The sequence below is a fragment of the Vibrio navarrensis genome, assembly GCF_015767675.1.
GTDB lineage: Bacteria > Pseudomonadota > Gammaproteobacteria > Enterobacterales > Vibrionaceae > Vibrio.
The window spans coordinates 503,669-524,045 of record NZ_CP065217.1; the positions used below are offsets into that span (position 1 = coordinate 503,669).

13 protein-coding genes and 1 other annotated feature are annotated in these 20,377 nt (G+C 49.8%); of the genes, 9 read left to right on the forward strand and 4 right to left on the reverse strand.

Annotation, left to right across the window (positions count from 1 at the left end; genetic code table 11):
• Positions 1-327: 327 nt before the first annotated feature.
• Positions 328-1,800, reverse strand: a complete 1,473-nt coding sequence (locus I3X05_RS02235; protein WP_337970934.1) for a glutamate synthase subunit beta — start codon at positions 1,798-1,800, stop codon at positions 328-330.
• Positions 1,801-6,339, reverse strand: a complete 4,539-nt coding sequence (gltB, locus tag I3X05_RS02240; RefSeq protein WP_045569909.1) for a glutamate synthase large subunit — start codon at positions 6,337-6,339, stop codon at positions 1,801-1,803.
• Positions 6,340-6,887: 548 nt separating this feature from the next.
• On the opposite strand from gltB, the gene I3X05_RS02245 reads away from it, so the two are divergent.
• The 4 genes from I3X05_RS02245 to I3X05_RS02260 all read left to right on the forward strand — a co-directional run bounded on the left by I3X05_RS02245 (position 6,888) and on the right by I3X05_RS02260 (position 12,636).
• On the forward strand, positions 6,888-7,832 hold the full coding sequence (locus tag I3X05_RS02245; protein WP_193157627.1) for a TIGR01212 family radical SAM protein: 945 nt from the start codon (positions 6,888-6,890) through the stop codon (positions 7,830-7,832).
• Positions 7,833-7,884: 52 nt separating this feature from the next.
• Positions 7,885-9,669 (forward strand): diguanylate cyclase domain-containing protein, encoded by a 1,785-nt coding sequence (locus I3X05_RS02250; RefSeq protein ID WP_337970935.1) that lies wholly within the window; start codon positions 7,885-7,887, stop codon positions 9,667-9,669.
• 172 nt (positions 9,670-9,841) lie between these two features.
• Entirely contained in the window at positions 9,842-12,190 is a 2,349-nt protein-coding gene (gene arcB / locus I3X05_RS02255) for an aerobic respiration two-component sensor histidine kinase ArcB (protein WP_202934052.1), read from the forward strand.
• Positions 12,187-12,636, forward strand: a complete 450-nt coding sequence (locus I3X05_RS02260; RefSeq protein ID WP_045569913.1) for a hypothetical protein — start codon at positions 12,187-12,189, stop codon at positions 12,634-12,636. The genes arcB and I3X05_RS02260 overlap by 4 nt, the downstream gene beginning before the upstream one ends.
• A 59-nt stretch (positions 12,637-12,695) precedes the next feature.
• Here I3X05_RS02260 and arcA read toward each other — a convergent pair whose 3' ends face one another.
• Positions 12,696-13,412, reverse strand: a complete 717-nt coding sequence (gene arcA / locus I3X05_RS02265; RefSeq protein WP_045569914.1) for a two-component system response regulator ArcA — start codon at positions 13,410-13,412, stop codon at positions 12,696-12,698.
• Positions 13,413-13,714: 302 nt separating this feature from the next.
• Between arcA and I3X05_RS02270 the strand changes: the two genes are divergently transcribed.
• Together I3X05_RS02270 and I3X05_RS02275 are read left to right on the forward strand one after the other, a co-directional pair.
• Positions 13,715-14,194: a DUF3293 domain-containing protein gene (locus tag I3X05_RS02270; protein ID WP_226972248.1), complete on the forward strand. Its 480-nt coding sequence runs from the start codon at positions 13,715-13,717 to the stop codon at positions 14,192-14,194.
• Between the two features lie 38 nt (positions 14,195-14,232).
• Entirely contained in the window at positions 14,233-14,715 is a 483-nt protein-coding gene (locus I3X05_RS02275) for a putative 4-hydroxy-4-methyl-2-oxoglutarate aldolase (protein WP_193157623.1), read from the forward strand.
• On the opposite strand, the gene I3X05_RS02280 is transcribed toward I3X05_RS02275, so the two are convergent.
• Entirely contained in the window at positions 14,712-15,176 is a 465-nt protein-coding gene (locus tag I3X05_RS02280) for a hypothetical protein (protein WP_045569916.1), read from the reverse strand. The genes I3X05_RS02275 and I3X05_RS02280 overlap by 4 nt on opposite strands.
• A gap of 312 nt (positions 15,177-15,488) precedes the next feature.
• Positions 15,489-15,609: a sequence feature (Thr leader region), on the forward strand.
• 30 nt (positions 15,610-15,639) lie between these two features.
• Between I3X05_RS02280 and thrA the strand changes: the two genes are divergently transcribed.
• From thrA to thrC, 3 genes are read left to right on the forward strand one after another with little or no spacing between them, the layout of a single operon-like run.
• Positions 15,640-18,099 carry a bifunctional aspartate kinase/homoserine dehydrogenase I gene (thrA, locus tag I3X05_RS02285; RefSeq protein WP_045569917.1) on the forward strand — a complete coding sequence of 820 codons (2,460 nt, stop codon included), beginning with the start codon at positions 15,640-15,642 and terminating at the stop codon, positions 18,097-18,099.
• Between the two features lie 18 nt (positions 18,100-18,117).
• Complete coding sequence (gene thrB, locus I3X05_RS02290) at positions 18,118-19,074, forward strand: homoserine kinase (RefSeq protein ID WP_045569918.1); 957 nt, start codon at positions 18,118-18,120, stop codon at positions 19,072-19,074.
• A complete protein-coding gene (gene thrC / locus I3X05_RS02295; RefSeq protein WP_337970936.1) occupies positions 19,071-20,351 on the forward strand; it encodes a threonine synthase in 1,281 nt (426 codons plus the stop codon). Before thrB ends, thrC begins: the two co-directional genes overlap by 4 nt.
• The last annotated feature ends 26 nt before the right edge of the window (positions 20,352-20,377 follow it).

Genomic DNA, 20,377 nt, shown 5'->3' on the forward strand with positions numbered 1-20,377 from the left:
ATGCACCAAAACTGTTAGAAAGTTTTAACAAAAAGTAATGCATTATTTTGCATTGAGTTCACAACGTATAGGTTATTGTGAAAAAGGTCAAGTTGTTAGTGAAAAATCACGTTAGCGCGGGATTTACCATGTAATGGTCTAAATAAAATGTTTAAATTCAATTAGATAGTTTTTGTGATGTTACATTTTTGCAACATGAAGAATTTCGTAGGCAGAAAAAAGACCAGCATAAAATGCTGGTCAATAAGAAAAGTTTGGAAGGATTGCGTATTGGTTACCGGTATCAGGCAGCTGTTTTGCGTGCACCGCCTGATACCAGTTGGTTTATCAGCCAGCAGAGAGCATCAGTGAATCAGCTTTGGCTTCTAAGTTTGTGTTGCCCATGAGGTAAGCATCGATAGCGCGAGCACTTTCGCGCCCTTCGTTGATACAACGTACCACCAAAGATTGGCCAGTACGCATATCACCGGCGGCAAAAACGCCCGGTTGATTGGTCTGGAAATCTTGAGTGGCGACGTTGCCACGCTCATCAAGCGCCACATTCAGTTGGGCAAGAACGCCGTGAGGCTCTGGATGGAGGAAACCCATAGCCAGAAACGCCATGTCACAAGGGATCACACGTTCGCTGCCTGCCACTTCTTCAAAGCTAGGGCGCTCACCTGGGGCGGCCTCTTTCCACACAATATCAGCGAGGCGCAGGCCAGTGACTTGCCCCTGCTCATTGCCAATAAATTCCTTGGTCAAAATGTTCCAATGGCGCTCAGAACCCTCTTCATGCGAGGTCGATGTGCGCAGAATCATAGGATATTGCGGCCAAGGCATATTGGCAGGGCGTTTTTCTGGTGGCATCGGCATGATTTCCACTTGCGTGATGCTGGCGGCGCCGTGACGGTTTGAGGTGCCGACACAGTCAGAGCCAGTATCGCCACCGCCGATCACCACCACATGTTTGCCAGCTGCGTGGATCTCTTCCCCTTTGAGATCCATGTTGTTCGCGCGGCGGTTGTTTTGCGCCAAAAACTGCATCGCAAAATAGACGCCATTCAGCTCACGGCCTGGGATGGGCAGATCGCGCGGCACGGTCGAGCCGCCAGTCAGCAGCACCACATCGTACTCTTGGCGAATTTGCTGCGCGTTGACGTTAACGCCAACGTGTTGATTGACTTTAAATTCAACACCAGCTTGTGCCATCAAATCGATTTTACGATCAATGATGTCCATGCCCAGTTTGAAATCTGGAATCCCAAAGCGCAGCAAACCACCGACCTTTTCGTCGCGCTCAAACACGGTGACAAAATGGCCCGCACTGTTCAGCTGCTCTGCAGCCGCAAGGCCCGCCGGGCCAGAGCCGATGATCGCGACTTTTTTCCCCGTGCGTGAACGAGGGGTTTTCGGTTTGGCGTACCCTTCACGATACGCCGTTTCCACGATGGTTTTCTCGATATTACAAATGGTGATCGGATCTTGGTTGATGCCAAGCACACAGGCGCTTTCACACGGCGCAGGGCAGACGCGACCGGTAAACTCAGGGAAGTTATTGGTCGAACTTAGGATCTGCCACGCCTCTTCCCAGCTATCACGGTACACCGCGTCATTAAACTCTGGGATGATGTTACCGATCGGGCAGCCGTTATGACAAAACGGCACGCCACAATCCATACAACGTGATGCTTGTGTGTTGATTTTTTTACCAAAATCGTTGTTTAGGACAAATTCCTTGTTGTTTTGGACACGAACTGCTGGGTCAATTTTCTTCGGCAGTTCACGACCAAACTCTAAAAATCCAGTAGGCTTACCCATTTACACGGCCTCCGCTTCTTGTTGTTCTGCCTCTGCCTTGCGTTTTTTCAGCACCGCTTTGTAATCACGTGGCATCACTTTCACCAAGGATTTCAAGCTGCTTTCAAAGTTATCAAGGAAAGACTGAGCCACTTCACTTCCTGTGAATTGAACATGCTTGGTCAGCATCTCCATTAGCAGGTCTTTGTCTTCTTGTTCGATTGGGTCTAAGTCGACCAATTCTGGGTTGAGTTTCGAGTTAAAATCACCCGATTTGTCCCAAACGTAGGCCACGCCACCGCTCATGCCAGCGGCGAAGTTGCGCCCGGTTGAACCAAGAATGAGCGCCACACCGCCGGTCATGTATTCACAGCCGTGGTCACCGACGCCTTCAACCACCACTTTCGCGCCGGAGTTACGCACACAGAAACGTTCACCCGCTAAGCCGCGAATGTAAGATTCGCCAGACGTCGCACCGTAGAAACAGACGTTACCGACAATAATGTTGTCTTCTGCGACGAGCGTGGAGTTGGCGTCAGGGTAGAGCACCAATGTGCCGCCCGACAAGCCTTTACCCCAGTAGTCGTTGGCATCGCCTTCCACCTCAAACTTCACTCCTTTCGCAAGGAATGCGCCGAAAGACTGACCCGCACTGCCAGTGAACTTAACCTGCATCGGCTGTGGTAAGCCTTGATCTTTATACACTTTGGAGATTTCGTTCGACAGCATGGTGCCAACCGAGCGGTCGGTGTTGATGATCGGAAACTCGGCTTGTACCGCTTGGCCGTATTCCAGCGCAGGTTGCGCTACCTTGATCAGTTGGCGATCCAGTACTGCTTCCAAGTGATGGTTCTGCTGAGTTTGACAGTAGATGCCGTCTTGCTCGCGTGGCTGCTCAAGGAACAGCACAGGAGAGAGATCCAAGTTTTTGTACTTCCAGTGAGCAACGTTGTCGCGCACTTTCAGTTTATGCGCTTGGCCGACCATCTCTGCAATGGTGCGAAAGCCAAGTTCCGCCATGATTTCACGCAGGCCCTGCGCCATGTACTGGAAGAAGGTCACGACGTCATCCACGCGGCCGTCGAAACGCTCACGCAGCGTTTTGTTTTGCGTGGCAATGCCAACTGGGCAGGTGTTCTTATGACACTTACGCATCATGATACAGCCTTCTACCACCAGAGCGGCGGTAGCAACACCCCACTCTTCGGCACCCAATAGAGTGGCAATCGCGATGTCGCGCGGGGTTTTCATCTGACCATCGGCTTGCACCACGATACGGTTACGCAGGCCGTTTTTCAGCAGCGTTTGGTGCGTTTCAGCTAGGCCAAGTTCCCACGGCAGACCGGTGTGACGAATCGAAGAGATTGGTGATGCGCCCGTACCGCCGTCGTGGCCAGCAATTAGCACCACATCGGCCTTGGCTTTCGCAACGCCCGAGGCGATGGTGCCAACCCCCGCTTCAGAGACCAATTTGACGTTGACGCGACCTTTACGGTTGGCGTTTTTCAGGTCAAAGATCAGCTGGGCTAAGTCTTCAATCGAGTAGATATCGTGGTGTGGCGGTGGCGAAATCAGGCCCACTCCCGGAGTGGAGTGACGCGTTGCGCCGATCCAATCATCGACTTTATCGCCAGGCAACTGACCACCTTCACCCGGTTTCGCGCCTTGCGCCATCTTGATCTGGATTTCATCTGAGTTGGTCAGATAGTAAGAGGTGACGCCAAAGCGGCCAGAAGCAACCTGCTTGATGGCTGAACGCTCAGAATCGCCATTCTCTCTCGGTTCAAAACGGAGCGGATCTTCACCGCCTTCACCCGAGTTGGATTTCGCGCCAAGGCGGTTCATGGCAACGGCAAGAGTGGAGTGCGCTTCGTAAGAGATCGAACCAAACGACATCGCCCCTGTGGCGAAGCGTTTAACGATGCTCTCAATCGGTTCCACTTCTTCAATCGGAATAGAGCCGGCGGGATTTTTGACAAAATCAAGTTGGCTGCGCAGCGTGACCGCTTTGTCGCCTTGACTATCGACCGCAGCGGCGTACTTCTTGAATTCTTGGAAGTCTTTGTTGCGCGTTGAATGTTGCAGCAAATGAATGGTTTCAGGGTTGAACAGGTGTTTTTCGCCACGCTGTTTCCACTGATACACGCCGCCGACATCCAACATCTGGACTGGGATTTCACGAGTTGGGTAACCAACACGATGACGCACCAAGACTTCTTTGGCGATGTCATCGAGCGTCAAGCCTTGAATACGGGTGACGGTTCCGGTGAAGTATTTATCGACCACCGCTTTGCTGATGCCAAGCGCTTCGAAGATCTGCGCGCCGTGGTAAGACTGCAGCGTGGAGATGCCCATCTTAGAGAAGATTTTCAGCAGGCCGCCGTTGACACCCTTGCGGTAGTTGTTGAAGTACTGCTCAACCGACACGCTGGCATCCAGCTTTTTACGACGTTGCAGATCAACGATGGTTTCGGTGACCAGATATGGGTTCACCGCATTGGCACCGTAGCCGACCAGTGTGGCGAAGTGGTGCGTTTCACGCGCATCACCAGTCTCGACCACGATACCGCATTTGGCACGCAGGCCTTTACGGATCAGGTGATGATGCACAGCGCCTACCGCCAGCATGGCAGGGATGGCGGCGTGGTTGGAGTTTACCGCGCGGTCTGTCAGCAAGATAATTGAGTAACCGTCGATGACCGCATCTTCGGCGTACTGGCAAATACGCTTTAGCGCGCGCTCCAGTTTGCCCGCATCTTCACTGGCTTGGAAAACGATATCCAGCGTTTTGGCTTGTAGATGCTCGTTGTCAATTGCGCGCAGCTTTTCCAGCTCGGCGTTGGAGATAACGGGCGATTCCAATTCCACTTTACGGCAATGAACTGGCGATTCCGCCAATAGGTTCTGATCTTTACCTATGTAGGTATTGAGCGACATCACCATACGTTCGCGGATCGGGTCGATCGGCGGGTTGGTCACCTGAGCAAACAACTGCTTAAAGTAGTTGGCAAGATGCTGCGATTGGTGCGACAAAATCGCTACTGGCCAGTCAGCGCCCATCGAACCCAGCGGCTCGTAACCTGTTTGTGCCAGCGGCAGAATGATTTCGTTTACTTCTTCCGCGCTGATGCCGAAGGCTTGTTGGCGATGCAGCAGACGCTCTGGTGAAGGTTGGCTGTGAACGTTGTCGGCATCTGGCAGCGATTTTAAGCTCAGCAGGTTGTCTTGTACCCACTGCTCATAAGGCTGCGCGTTGGCGATGGAGTCTTTCACTTCTTCATCTGAAATGATGCGACCCTGTTCGAGATCGGCGACAAAGATGCGCCCTGGCTGCAAGCGGCCACGGTACTCGACGTTTTCCGCAGGCACTTCGACTACGCCAGACTCTGACGCCATGATCAGCATGTTGTCTTTGGTCACGGTATAGCGAGACGGGCGAAGGCCGTTACGATCGAGCGTCGCACCCACCTGAACACCGTCGGTGAAGCAGACAGACGCAGGGCCATCCCACGGTTCCATAATGTTGGCGTGGTATTGGTAAAAAGCGCGGCGTTTCGCATCCATGGCTTTGTTTTCCTGCCACGCTTCTGGGATCATCATCATCAATGCGTGTGGCAAGCTGCGGCCAGAGAGTACCAAAAGCTCCAGCACCATATCGAAGTTGGCCGAATCCGATGCGCCTTCTTGGCACACAGGCAACAGCATGTCGATTTCGGCTTGAGTGAATAGCTTGGATTCTAGGATCGCTTCACGCGCTTTCATCCAGTTCAGGTTGCCGCGAACCGTGTTGATCTCGCCGTTGTGAGCGATGTAGCGGAAAGGCTGCGCAAGGCGCCATTTCGGGAAAGTATTGGTAGAGAAACGCGAGTGAACCAGAGCGAGCGCCGTCACCATGGTTGGGTTTTGCAGATCCAAAAAGTACTGAGGAACCTGCTCTGTGGTCAGTTGGCCTTTGTAAACCAGTGTCTTGTATGACATCGAGTTGATGTAAAAATCATCGCCGATGTTCGAGACGCTTTCTAGACAGACGCGCACCGTGTAGTTACGCAGCACGTACAGTTTACGCTCCAACTCTTCCGGTGTGCAGCCCGGGCCACCCGAGATAAAAACGTGCTCAAATTGAGGCTCTGTGCTAAGTGGATCAGCGCCGATCATCGAGTTGTCGGTCGGTAAGACACGGTAGCCTAAAATGTCGAGATCGAGACGCTTGGCATTGCGCTGTAAAATATCGCGACACTGTTCACGCTTGTACTCGTCTTTCGGGAACAACACCACCCCGACACCGTATTTTTCAAAAGAAGGCAGCTTGAGTCCAAGCTTAACCGCTTCTTCTAAAAGAAATTCATGAGGTTTTTGCAGCAGAATACCCGCGCCGTCACCACTGCATGGATCACAACCTTGGCCGCCGCGGTGCTCCATTCTTGCCAGCATCTCAAGAGCCTGTGTGACCACTTGGTGAGACTTACGGTTTTTCAGGTGAGCAACAAAACCAATACCACAGGCGTCATGCTCCAGTTCTGGAGTATACAAACCCTGCGAACTTTGCTCTCTATCTACCATAGATACTTCCTTCCAGTTCTAATTGATGCAACAACCCATGCAGAAAACACTGCATAAATAGTGATTGAGCATCCGTCCTTTATAGTTCTGAGTCGCAACCAGCAAGGGAAGCTGGTTTTGAGTCCTTTCCGCATCCCACAGGAATCATGTTGTGGGAAAAACAATCCTTGGTGATATCCCGGTTTTATTGGTCACTTTATAGTGATTTATATAGGTTGGAGTGGGGCATCACCGACATAATCCGTGTTTCATCTTGTAATTAAAGTCACAAAAATGACGGTTATGTGTAAGTATCCTACAATTTTGTGACTAGCCAATGCAACGAAAAGTCTTGGTTGCAGCCCAAAAAAAATCGTTTAAAAATGCATTTTTAGTTTAACATTTATGCAACATGCGCGTTTTTTGTCTTTAATTATGCAGGTTTATTGATTTTTACCAGTGAATGGGGTGTTTGAATTCGCTAGCATGCTGTGTTTTTTCTTGCGAATGTGTAATTAAATTACATAAATCGAATTAAGATTGATTCCGCTTTAGATTGGGTGAGTTCAATGCAATTACATCAACTGGTGAACACTCTAGGTCAGGACTTGCAGCGTCGTTATGGGGAGAAAGTCCACAAGCTGACGTTGCATGGTGGCTTTAGTTGCCCGAACCGTGATGGGACGATTGGTCGCGGCGGCTGCACATTCTGCAATGTCGCCTCGTTTACCGATGAGCAGGCACAAATCAAGAGCATTCAGTTGCAACTTAGTGAGCGAGCTGGCGAAGTGCATCGCGCCAAACGCTACTTAGCGTATTTCCAAGCCTATACCAGCACTTATGCGGAAGTGCAGGTATTGAAGAAGATGTATGAAGAAGCGCTGAAAGCGGCGGATATTGTTGGTTTGTGTGTGGGAACGCGCCCGGATTGCGTGCCCGATGCGGTGCTGGATTTGCTTGCAGGCTATGTGCAGCAGGGATTTGAAATTTGGCTCGAACTGGGCTTGCAGACGGCGAACGATCAGACGCTCAAACGCATCAACCGTGGTCACGACTTTGCCTGCTATGCCGAGATCACCCGCCGTGCCCGTGCGCTGGGTATCAAAGTGTGTACGCATTTGATTGTTGGTTTGCCAAAAGAGAGCGGGCAAGAGAACCGCTTGACGCTCGATAAAGTGATCACCACGGGGACAGATGGGATCAAACTGCATGGTTTGCATATTGTTGAGGGGAGCACCATGGCGAAAGCGTGGCGTGCAGGCAAATTGGAGGCGCCGAGCTTAGAAGAGTATGTGGCGATTGCGTGCGATCTGATCCGTCATACCCCGCCGGAAATCGTTTATCATCGCGTGTCTTCTGCGGCGCGGCGTCCGACCTTGCTCTCCCCATTGTGGTGTGAAAATCGCTGGCTCGCGATGACGGAAATTGGCAAGGCATTAGCGCAACAGGGGGCGCAAGGCAGCGCACTTGAGCGTCCTTTCCGGTTTACAAAACCCCAATTAAAAGCGGAATAACCGCTTATTTGCTGATATATTTGCAAACAGCGTTAAAAATCAGGTAGCAAAGATGGATCAGCTGTTCAGCGCGCTTCGGGACGGAGCACAACATTATGGCCTTATTCTCCTTGGCGCCGTCCTGCTATTGGTGCTGGTTAAGGCCGTGATGCTGCGTTTTCAAAAAGATCTCGATTCGTTGGTGCTGGACGCGCTTTCTCCAGTACTGCTGGTTGATCTTGCGCAAAACAAGATCCTTTTGGCCAATACGGCGGCGATGCAGCTTCTGGGCATTCGCCAGCTTAATCGTTGCTACTTCTTCCCCTCCGCTTCATCCACGTCAGACATAGCACAAACGCTCAACTCACTCTCTGGGCGGCAGTTCTCGCATCTCACTTTTACTTGGCGTTTGTCTGACAATGAAAGTTTACAGATAGCCTTGAGCGGTCGCAAAGTCCACTATCACCACCGTTTTTGTTGGCTATTGCATGTGGGCGCGGTGGCAACGAATGACGGCGGGCAGCAAAGCGAATTGGAAGCGCTGCGAATGGCAAAATCCGCGTTAGATTCCTTGTCGGAACTGATTTGTCTGCGTGATCCTGATGGGCGAATTTTAGCCACTAACCGTGCTTTTGAGCAGTTTTGGCAGGGACGGCGTGAAGAGTCGATCGAGCCTGTTGCGGGACAGCTCAAAGGGCGGCGCAGTGAACGTCGTTGGACGACCGATCCGCAAGGGCGCAGTTGTTTGCTGGAAGTAAACCAGAGCCTTTTGATGAGTAAACAAGGGGAACTGCTCGGGTCGCTGAGCATCAGCCACGATGTGACAGAGTGGCATAAAATGCAGCAGAATCTGCGTGATGAAATGGAGCGGCGCAAAGACACCGAAGTGGCGCTGGCTCAGCGCGATACCATTTTGCAGAACATCCTCGAAGCCAGCCCAGACTCGATTGGCATCTTCAATGAAAACATGGTCTATCAGGCGTGCAACAAGCCGTTTGTCAATGCGCTGGGCATTGCTGAAGTTTCTGACCTAATAGGTAAAAGGCTGCAAGATGTCATTCCTGGCGAAATGTACCAGCGCTTGTCGGCGACCGACAGCCAAGTGTTGCATGAAGGTAAATCGCTGCGTTACCTGGACAAAATTCTCAACAGTAGCGGCGACTATTCTTGGTTTGATGTGGTGAAGTCGCCATTTCGCGATCCCGCCTCGGGCACCAACGGAGTGCTGATCATGGCAAGGGATATCTCAGAGCGTTATCTGGCGGAGCAAAAATTGGAAGCGGCGAATCAAGAGCTCGAAAAACTGAGCTTTATGGACAGCTTGACCAAAGTTGCCAACCGTCGCCGCTTTGATGAGCAGCTAAACACGTTGTGGCATCACCATGCGCGCGAAAAACTGCCTTTGGCGATCATGTTGTGTGATATCGACTTCTTCAAAGAGTTTAATGATCGCTACGGCCACCAACTGGGCGATCACGCCTTGACTCAAGTTGCCGAGGTGTTCTCCCAAGTGATCAGCCGCTCATCGGATTGCGTGGCGCGTTATGGCGGTGAAGAGTTTGCGTTCATATTGCCCAATACCACCACCGAAGGGGCGCTAAAAGTCGCGGAAAAAATACATGTCTGCATTGCTCAACTGGCGATTGAGCACCTTGGCTCGAAAGTCGCGCAGCGGATCACCGTTAGCCTCGGGTTGGTCTCCTATATTCCTAAACCTGAAGATTTGCCCGAAATGGGCGTGACCTTGGCCGACAGCGCCTTGTACCAAGCCAAATCCGATGGCCGAAACCGTACTTGCGTCCATCCGGTTTCGCTCACCGCCGATGAAGTGTCCCAGCAGCAGAGTGCGAAAGGTTAACTTTCCCTAATAATGCCCGTTTTGTCACACGAGTTGTCAATTCAATGGCTTAACCGCTAGAGTCAAACACGCTACACTAACCTTCCACCGTTCGACACCTCGCCCCATCCCGTGGGTGTCGGTGCCGAGTTCGGCGGCTATCGCAATGGCCACTCACGCTTTGGAGCTTTAGATGAAACCCATGAAAAATCTTGCCCAGTACTACGTCGATTTGTTAGTCAAGCTGGGCATCGTCCGTTTCTCCATTTTGCTCGCGCTGGCATTGGTGGCATTGGCCGTGGTGGTGCAAGTGGGAATTACGCTGGCGCTGAAAGGGAGCGTGGATGACATCGATATCGTCCGCTCGGTCTTTTTTGGCTTAGTGATCACCCCTTGGGCGGTCTATTTTCTTTCGGTGGTGGTCGATCAACTGGAAGAGTCTCGGCAGCGATTATCCAAACTCGTCTCAAAGCTGAAAGACATGCGCTCGCGAGACCAAGAGCTGAATGTGCAGTTGCAGCAAAACATCGAGCAGCTTAACCAAGAAATCGAAGAGCGGATCAAAGCGGAAGAAGCGCGTGAAGAGGCGATGAAAGATCTGGAAAACGAAGTCTTTCAGCGCGAGCGAACCCAATTAGAACTTGCCGAGCGAACGGCGTTACTGCGCTCGTTTATCGATGCTTCTCCGGATCTTATCTACTATCGCAACGCCGATGGGGTATTTTCAGGCTGTAACCGCGCAATGGAAGAGTTAACCGGGAAAAAAGAGCATCAACTGGTCGGCTTGAGCCCGTGGGATGTCTACAGCAAAGAAGTCGCGCAGCAAATTGTCGACACCGACCAAAAAGTGTTTGCCAATAACCGTGCGCTCACCTACGAGCAGTGGCTTGAATACCCTGATGGGCGCAAGCACTACTTTGAACTGCGTAAAGTGCCTTTTTACAGCAAAGATGGTCGTCACTTGGGTTTGATGGGGTTTGGCCGTGACATTACTGACCGTAAACGCCATGAAGAGTCGTTGGAAAAAGCCAGCCGCGACAAAACCACCTTTATTTCTACCGTCAGTCATGAACTGCGTACACCGCTCAACGGCATCGTCGGTTTAAGCCGTATGTTGCTCGATACGACCTTAACGGATGAGCAGCGTAAATACATGCAAACCATCAATGTCAGTGCTATCACTCTAGGCAATATTTTTAACGACATTATCGACATGGATAAGTTTGATCGGCGCAAATTAGAGCTGTTCCCTGAGCCGCTCGATTTTGAAGATTTTGTGGTCGAAATCGAGAACATCGCCGCGTTGATGGCAGAACAAAAGGGATTGCGTTTTGACTTAGAACGTCTCAGTGAGCTGCCTAAAATGGTCGAGGTTGATGCCACTCGCCTGCGCCAAGTGATTTGGAATCTGGTCAGTAATGCGATGAAATTCACCAAAGAGGGCGGGGTGGTGATGACGGTGAGCGCAGAGGTTGAAGAGGCACACGCGTCGATTATCATTGAAGTGGAAGACACCGGGATTGGTATCCCAGAAGCAGAGCTGGATAAGATTTTTGCCATGTATTATCAGGTCAAATCGGGCAAAGACAACCTGCATGCTGTTGGCACGGGCATCGGCTTGGCAGTCTCGCGTCAACTGATCAACATGATGGATGGCGATATCACGGTGACCAGCGAAGAGGGGTTTGGTAGCACCTTTACCCTGACCATCAAGGTGCCCGTGGTCGAAGGCCAAACCATTGAGGCGGAGGTTGAAGCGCAACTGAGTTTGAACATTTTTATGGTGGAAGACATCGCGCTCAATGTGACGGTCGCGCGCTCGCTGTTGGAAAGTCTTGGCCATCAGGTCACGGTTGCGATGACCGGAGAAGAGGCGATTGAGCGTTTCAAACCACAAGAATACGATTTAGTACTGCTCGATATTCAACTGCCTGATATGACTGGTTTTGATGTGGCTCACTACTATCGCACCCATTATCAGAATTTGCCGCCGTTGGTCGCACTGACGGCCAATCTGTTGAAAGATAAACGCGAGTATTTAGAGAAAGGCATGGACGACGCGATGAGTAAGCCTTTAGCGGTGAAAGCGATGCAGGAGGTGATCAGCAAATTGATCCTCACTGAGCCGGAGCCCATGCCGCGTGCTACTGAAGCTCTTGAAGTCGACGCGCAGACGCATGGTCTAGAAACCCAAGTGCTGGACATTGATATGCTCGAATCGTATGTCGATATTGTTGGTCCCACCCCAGTGTTGGACAGTATTCAAATGTTTGCCGAGATGATGCCAGGTTATTTGGACTTGCTGGATCTCAACATGATTGCCAAAGATCAGTCAGGGATTGTCTCAGAGGCACATAAAATTAAAGGTGCCGCGGGTTCGATTGGTTTGAAGCGAATTCAAAGCGTGGCGCAAAAAGCGCAATCTCCGGATATGCCAGCTTGGTGGGAGAATATCGGTGATTGGGTGGAAGAGATCAAAAATGAATATCAACATGATATTGTGATCCTGAAAAGCTGGTTAGAACAAAGGGGAATGAAATGAAACGATGGGCTCTAGCGACACTTTCTCTGGCTCTACTGGCCGGATGTTCTACACAACCTGCGATCAGTTGGCAGCAAGACAACCAAGTCACGGTAAACCAAAGCGTGATCGAACTGAAAAGCACACTGTGGGTTAACCAAATGCCGATGGTTGGAGAACAAGAGGCGCAAAGTTTGCACGGGTCACTCTATCTCTCTTCCAATGGTGAGTTGCCCGCCAATTTGACCGTAAATCTCCTGACCATCAAACAGGGTGAACAGCAGTGGAATCTAAGTGAAAGCGAACTTGAAGTGCGAACCCACAGCGAAAATCAGTGGGAAGTGGCGTTTAACTGGCAGGGTGAGTTCGACATTGAGCAACCCGTTGATATCGCTTTGCAGCTCGAGAATCAAGCGACGATCTTGTGGCTCGTTGAGCGCAAAGTGGCTATTGATAAGGTCTACTAAACTGACGCAAACAAAAAAGGTTGGCACCACGCCAACCTTTTTTTATATCACATTGATATTTAAGCGTCTAAATCACCACAAAAACGGTAGCCTTCACCGTGAATGGTGGCGATGATCTCTGGCGTACCTGATATGGACTCAAAGTGCTTACGGATACGACGAATGGTCACATCAACCGTTCTATCATGCGGCTTGAGCTCACGTCCGGTCATCTTCTTAAGCAGATCGGCTCGGGTTTGGATCTTGCCCGGGTTCTCACAGAAGTGCAGCAACGCACGGAATTCAGAGCGTGGCAGTTTGTAACCATCACCCAGTGGGCTGATCAGTGAGCGGCTGTTGATGTCTAATACCCAACCGTTAAACTCATATTTTTCCACTGAACGCTTCTCTTCGTGCACGATGCTATTGGTCATTGAGCGACCGAGCAAATTGCGCGCACGAATAGTCAGTTCACGAGGGTTGAATGGTTTGGTGATGTAGTCGTCTGCACCGATTTCTAGGCCGAGAATTTTGTCGACTTCGTTATCACGACCAGTCAAAAACATCAGTGCCACATCTGCTTGCTCACGCAATTCTCGAGCCAGAAGAAGGCCGTTTTTACCTGGTAAGTTGATGTCCATTATCACTAGATTAACGTTATTTTCTGACAGCATTTGGTGCATCTCATCACCATTGCTGGCTTCAAATACAGCATATCCCTCTGCTTCAAAAATACTCTTAAGAGTGTTACGAGTTACTTGCTCATCTTCAACGATAAGAATCTGCGGGGTTTGCATTGGCGGTACCTAAATTTGTGACAAAATTGTACTAATAGAATAAATTCTAGGCAAAAACATAACATACAGGTAATGTGATTTTGATAATAAAGCAAAGTGATCAAAAAAACACTTCTTTCAGTTACGTGCCTTCCTTGAGTTCTCGCCAAAAGTAAGCAGCGTCCGACTGCTACTGGATTATTCTATAGGGTTTGTTTACCTTTCAAGACCCACAGTGACAGGCAAAGCAGATATGGAAAGGTAAACAACCCTGTTCTTTTGAGCGGATTCTATAATGTTAACAGCATGCTAACAATGCTCAAATGTTAATTCCATTCACTTTGTTGATTTATATCAATTGGCTAAATGTAACAATTATTAATCGTTCGAAACTTATGATAAAAATTGTCGAAACAGGTGTAGATGCTCAATTATGGCATGCATATTCAGACTCATTCTTCGCTTTTGCCCAGAGTTGGACAGAGGGCAACTACGCGATTATTACCGCATGGAACCCAGGAAGTGTACTATTGTCAAATGAGCAAAATTGCATAAATAATCAGCGTCTGAAAGAGAGATTAATGGACCTGGACTATTGCCCAATGTTGGTCGGCAACCAAGATTTGACCTGGAGCGAAGCAAGCTTTGCGGTAAAAGTGGATATGCGTCTAGCCTTGGACATAGCGAAAGAGTTTCAACAAAACGCCATTTATTACATCGAGAATAAAGAGTTATTTTTAGTTTCTTGTTTTGCCGATGAAACAAAACAGTCGCTGGGCAGCATCGCTTCTCGCCTACGATAAACGTTCTGTTTCTGTCATAAAATTATCAAGGAGGATTTATGAACGACATTACTCCGGACATCTGCGATAAGTTTGAAGATAAAGTAAGGCTACTCAATCTTCCTTTGCAGAATTACGGTCAAAAAACGGCGTTTTTTGGAGAGATCGTGACAGTACGCTGTTACCACGATAACTCGAAGGTGCGCGAGATGCTTATTCAGGATGGTAAAGGCAAAGTCCTGGTCGTCGACGGACATGGTTCCTGCCTGAAAGCGTTGTTTGGCGATCAACTTGCCATCTTGGCGATTGAAAATAATTGGGAAGGCGTGATTGTCTTCGGCGCAGTCAGAGATGTGGCGCAGATGGCGCAGATGTCTCTTGGCGTCAAAGCGCTAGGAACCTCTCCATTTAAAACGGAGAAACGCGGAGCTGGAGAGGTGAATGTGACCCTGATGATGCTCAACCAAATCGTGCAACCCAAAGAGTACATTTACGCAGACTGGAATGGAATTTTAATCTCTAAACAAGCGCTTGAGATTTAAAAGCGAAAGCCGATACCCACTTCAATCCCTTGCTGCCACTCCTGATAGTCAAGAGTGGCATGCAAATCCAACGATTCGGTAATCTTGACGCGGCTTGACACTTCGGCCGCGAAACCTGTGGTGTCTGGTTGGCCATCTTCAGGGCTGACTTTGAACGAACGTAGGGTACTCTTTAAGGTAAAATGTTCGTTAATCTTATAACTTACGCCGCTAAGGAAGCCGCTTTGGTTGTTGAGTTGGGAGTTATTAACACGAGCACCGACGTAAAGATCGACCGATTCAAAGACTTGATAGGCGTAACCGCCATCTATATTCCACACATCAAAGTTTTCTTCTGGCTGAGTTTCACTGGAGAAAAACAATTTATGGGGTGAGAGCTTGCTGGGCGCGAGAGAAGGAAGCGGGTTGGCAGTTACTTGGCCACACAAAAGCAACAGCAGCAAAACCAGCATGTTTTTCATACCACTACTCCTTGTGTTTCTTTTTCTTATTCTGGCGTATCTTTGATTAAAGCACACAACCTGACATTGGGCGTACTTTTTGTCGCGCGATTGTCTGAGATTATAGCCCGTCCAAAGTTCATTTTTGCAGCCAGCTTCAAACTATCGAGATAGGCATGTGATTTACACAAATGGCTTTATGCCTTTTTCTCATAGCAAAGAGAGTGAGATTAAAAAAATTGAACTTTTTATTGACGGCAGTACAGAAACTACGGTAAACGTAGAGCTAAGCAAACACACAATCACAATGAATAGTTATCTATGACATTTAACAGCCAATCAGTAATGACCACCACCATTATTATTACCGACATCACACATGTTGGGGCAGGCTGCTGAACGAAAGAAATTCCAAAAAAAGGCCTGTATCCAACAAGATACAGGCCTTTTTTTATACAGTTTAAAAATGATCCGGGAGGAAGGGATGCGAGTATTGAAGTTTGGCGGCTCATCGTTAGCCGATGCTGAGCGCTTCTTAAGGGCGGCAGATATCATTGCCAATAATGCAAAACAAGAAGAGGTTTCCGTTGTTTTATCAGCACCGGGAAAAACAACCAACAAATTAGTCGCTATCATTGAGTCGGCGTTAAAACACGGTGAAGCGGAGCGGCAAATCGCAGAGGTAGAAGAATCATTCCACCAGTTGTTTGATGATATTAAACAACAAATCCCTGCCATCAATGGCGCAGACTACCTCGGCCAAGTGGCCAGTTCGCTTTCTCAGCTACGTCAGTTTGTACATGGCATTAGCCTATTGGGGATGTGTCCTGATAATGTGAACGCCCGCATTATTAGTAAAGGTGAGCGTGTATCTATTCAATTGATGAAGGCGGTTCTTGCGGCTAAAGGTCATGCGGTTAACTTGATTGACCCGGTAGAATATCTTTTGGCGAAAGGCGACCATCTTGAAGGGATGGTTGATGTCGACATCTCCACGCAAAATTTCCGTAACAAGCCGCTACCTGCGGGCCATGTGCACATCATGCCGGGCTTTACCGCGGGCAACAAACAAGGTGAGTTGGTCACGCTTGGCCGTAACGGTTCTGACTACTCGGCGGCGGTGCTCGCGGCATGTTTGCGCGCGGATTGCTGTGAAATCTGGACGGATGTTGATGGCGTCTACAACTGCGACCCACGATTGGTTGAAGATGCTCGGTTACTCAAATCGCTCAGCTATCAAGAAGCGATGGAGCTCTCTTACTTTGGCGCTTCTGTGTTGCATCCGAAAACCATTGCACCTATCGCGCAGTTCCATATTCCTTGCTTGATCAAAAACAGCTTCAATCCTCAAGGGGCAGGCACGCTCATCGGCCAAGATACTGGCGAAGATAAACTGGCGATTAAAGGCATTACCACGCTCAACAATTTGACCATGGTTAACGTTTCCGGTCCTGGCATGAAAGGCATGGTCGGCATGGCCAGCCGGGTGTTTGGCGCGATGTCTGCTTCCGGTGTATCGATAGTCCTGATTACCCAATCTTCTTCTGAATACAGCATCAGTTTTTGTATCGAAGCGGCAGATAAAGCCACTGCCGCTCAAGCCCTCGCCGATGAATTTGAGCTCGAGTTAAAAGATGGCTTGCTTGAGCCTGTCGAGTTTCTCAGTGATGTCGCCATTATTACCTTGGTGGGTGATGGCATGCGCACTTCCAAAGGCGTAGCGTCACAGTTTTTTGCTTCGCTGGCGGAAGTGAACGTGAACATCATTGCGATTGCGCAAGGTTCCTCTGAACGCGCAATTTCTGCGGTTATTCCGGAAGATAAAATTTCCGAGGCGATTAAAGCCTGCCACGAGAATCTTTTTAATTCCAAGCACTTCTTAGATGTGTTTGTGGTTGGTGTCGGCGGTGTCGGCGGTGAACTGGTCGATCAGATCCATCGCCAGCAGGCAAAACTCGCGGATAAAGGGATCGTGATTCGTGTCTGTGGCCTTGCCAATAGCAAAGGCCTGCTGTTAGACAGTAATGGCTTGCCACTGGATAACTGGCGCGATCGCATCAAAAATGCGACCGAAGAGTTTAGCTTGCCGCGTCTGATCGCTACCGTACAGCGCAACCATATTATCAACCCTGTGCTGGTGGACTGTACTTCCAGTGAAGCCATCGCGAACCAATATACCGAGTTTCTCGCTGCGGGTTTCCATGTGGTCACGCCGAATAAAAAGGCTAACACAGCGAGCATGGCGTATTATCACCAATTGCGCGATGTCGCGCGAAGCTCGCGCCGCAAGTTGATGTATGAGACAACCGTTGGCGCAGGCCTTCCGGTGATTGAAAACTTGCAAAACCTGATTTCGGCAGGGGATGAGTTGGAACGTTTTACCGGGATCTTGTCTGGCTCACTCTCATTTATCTTCGGCAAATTGGACGAAGGGATGAGCTTAAGTGAAGCGACCTACATTGCGAAGCAAAACGGCTTTACTGAACCCGATCCGCGTGATGATCTCTCGGGTATGGATGTTGCGCGCAAGCTGTTGATCCTTGCACGCGAAGCGGGCATGTCACTGGAGCTGGAAGATGTGGAAGTGGATCAGGCATTGCCACCTGGCTTCGATGATTCAGGCAGTGTTGAAGAGTTTATGGCTCGCTTACCTGAAGCGGACGCCTACTTTAAGCAGCAACTCGCGCAAGCCACGCAAGAAGGGAAAGTGCTGCGTTACGTTGGCGAAATCATTGATGGCAAATGCAAAGTGTCTATCGCGGCGGTGGACGAAAACGATCCTATGTTCAAGATCAAAGATGGTGAGAACGCACTGGCTTTCTACAGCCGCTACTATCAACCAATTCCATTAGTCTTACGTGGTTACGGCGCGGGTACTCAGGTGACTGCGGCCGGCGTGTTCTCGGACGTAATGCGTACACTCGGCTGGAAATTAGGGGTTTAATCAATGAGTTCAAGTGATATGGGGGTAGTCGTTTACGCTCCTGCTTCTATCGGTAATGTCAGCGTTGGTTTTGACGTGTTGGGGGCGGCGGTGTCCCCCATTGATGGCACTCTGTTAGGTGATCGAGTGATGGTGAAGCAAGGCAGCGAGCCATTTGCACTTAAAACGGCAGGTCGCTTTGTCGCTAAGTTGCCCGCCGATGCCAAAGAAAATATTGTTTACCACTGTTGGCGCGTGTTCGCTCGTGAGTTAGACAAAAAAGGTGTGGCTTTAAAATCGGTCGAAATGACCTTAGAAAAGAACATGCCAATCGGTTCTGGGCTTGGTTCCAGCGCCTGTTCGATTGTTGCAGCGCTAGATGCACTCAACCAATTCCATGCTAACCCGCTCGATGAAACCGAGTTGCTGGCTCTGATGGGCGAAATGGAAGGGGAAATCTCTGGTGGCGTGCACTACGATAACGTTGCGCCTTGCTACTTGGGCGGATTGCAATTGATGCTTGAAGAGCTCGGTATCATCAGCCAAGAAGTCCCCTGTTTTGACGATTGGTATTGGGTGATGGCTTATCCGGGGATCAAAGTCTCGACCGCGGAAGCGCGCGCTATTTTGCCATCACAATATCGCCGACAAGACATTATTGCGCACGGCCGCCATCTCGCCGGTTTCATCCACGCTTGTCACTCTAACCAGCCAGAGTTAGCGGCGAAGCTGATCAAAGACGTGATCGCAGAACCGTATCGTGAGAGACTGCTGCCAGGGTTTGCTGATGCGCGCAAATACGCCGCGTCTGCCGGTGCATTGACGACGGGCATCTCGGGCAGTGGCCCAACCCTATTTAGCATTTGCAAAGAGAAAGAGGTCGCGGAGCGCGTTGCTCGCTGGCTTGAACAAAATTACGTACAAAATGAAGAAGGATTCGTCCATGTTTGCCGTTTGAACAAACAAGGTTCGGTCGTGACAGGAAGTGAGCTATGAAGCTGTACAACATCAAAGAAAATCAACAACAAGTCTCCTTTGGCCAAGCCGTTCGCCAAGGTTTAGGCCGCAATCAAGGTCTATTTTTTCCCGCTGAATTGCCTCAGTTTGCCGATATTGACGCACTGCTAGAAGAAGGATTTGTTGCCCGTAGCAGCAAAATTCTCTCAGCGTTGATTGGTGATGAGCTTTCTGCGCAGCAAGTGAGCGCGATGGTGGATGCGGCGTTCCAATTTCCTGCGCCGATTGCACAAGTTAAGCCGGGTGTCTATGCCCTAGAACTTTTCCACGGCCCGACACTGGCGTTCAAAGATTTCGGTGGCCGCTTTATGGCGCAGTCACTTGTTGCTGTTTCCAATGGTGGCAAAATCACTATTTTGACCGCGACGTCGGGTGATACAGGAGCGGCGGTTGCCCATGCCTTCTATGGTATGGAAGATATCAACGTAGTGATCCTCTATCCAAAGGGAAAAATCAGCCCGCTGCAAGAAAAGCTGTTCTGTACTCTAGGTAAAAATATCCATACGGTTGCGGTTCATGGTGATTTTGATGCGTGTCAGGCGCTGGTCAAACAGGCATTCGATGATGCTGCGTTGCGTGAAGAAATTGGTTTGAACTCTGCGAACTCAATCAACATCAGCCGTTTGATGGCGCAAATTTGCTACTATTTTGAAGCGGCGGCGCAAATGAGCAAATCAGAGCGTGAGAACCTGGTGATTTCAGTCCCGAGCGGTAACTTTGGCAACCTGACCGCTGGTCTGTTGGCGAAAGCACTCGGCTTGCCGGTTAAACGCTTTATCGCCGCGACCAATGCTAATGACACTGTGCCGCGTTATCTCGAGACAGGTCAGTGGGATCCTAAGCCGACCGTGGCAACGACTTCAAATGCCATGGACGTGAGCCAACCGAACAACTGGCCACGCATTGAAGAGCTTTGCCGCGTGAAAGAGTGGGGACTCGAAACGCTGGGGAAAGGAGCGGTCAGTGATGCGCAAAGCGCGCAATCTGTACGCGAACTTTATCAATTAGGCTATCTGTGTGAACCACATGGCGCAATTGCTTACCGTGTGCTTGAAGAGCAACTTCAAGCGGGTGAAACTGGCTTGTTCTTGTGTACAGCGCATCCTACCAAGTTTAAAGAAGTAGTTGATGACATTTTGGGCACTGATATTGAGTTGCCAGCGCCATTGGCTAAACATGCGCAGATGACGTTACTGTCTCAGGAGTTGGAAGCCGACTTTGATGCGTTGAAAGTGGTACTGCGTCAAGTTCAGTAGGTGAGCCAAAAATGAAATAGCAAAGG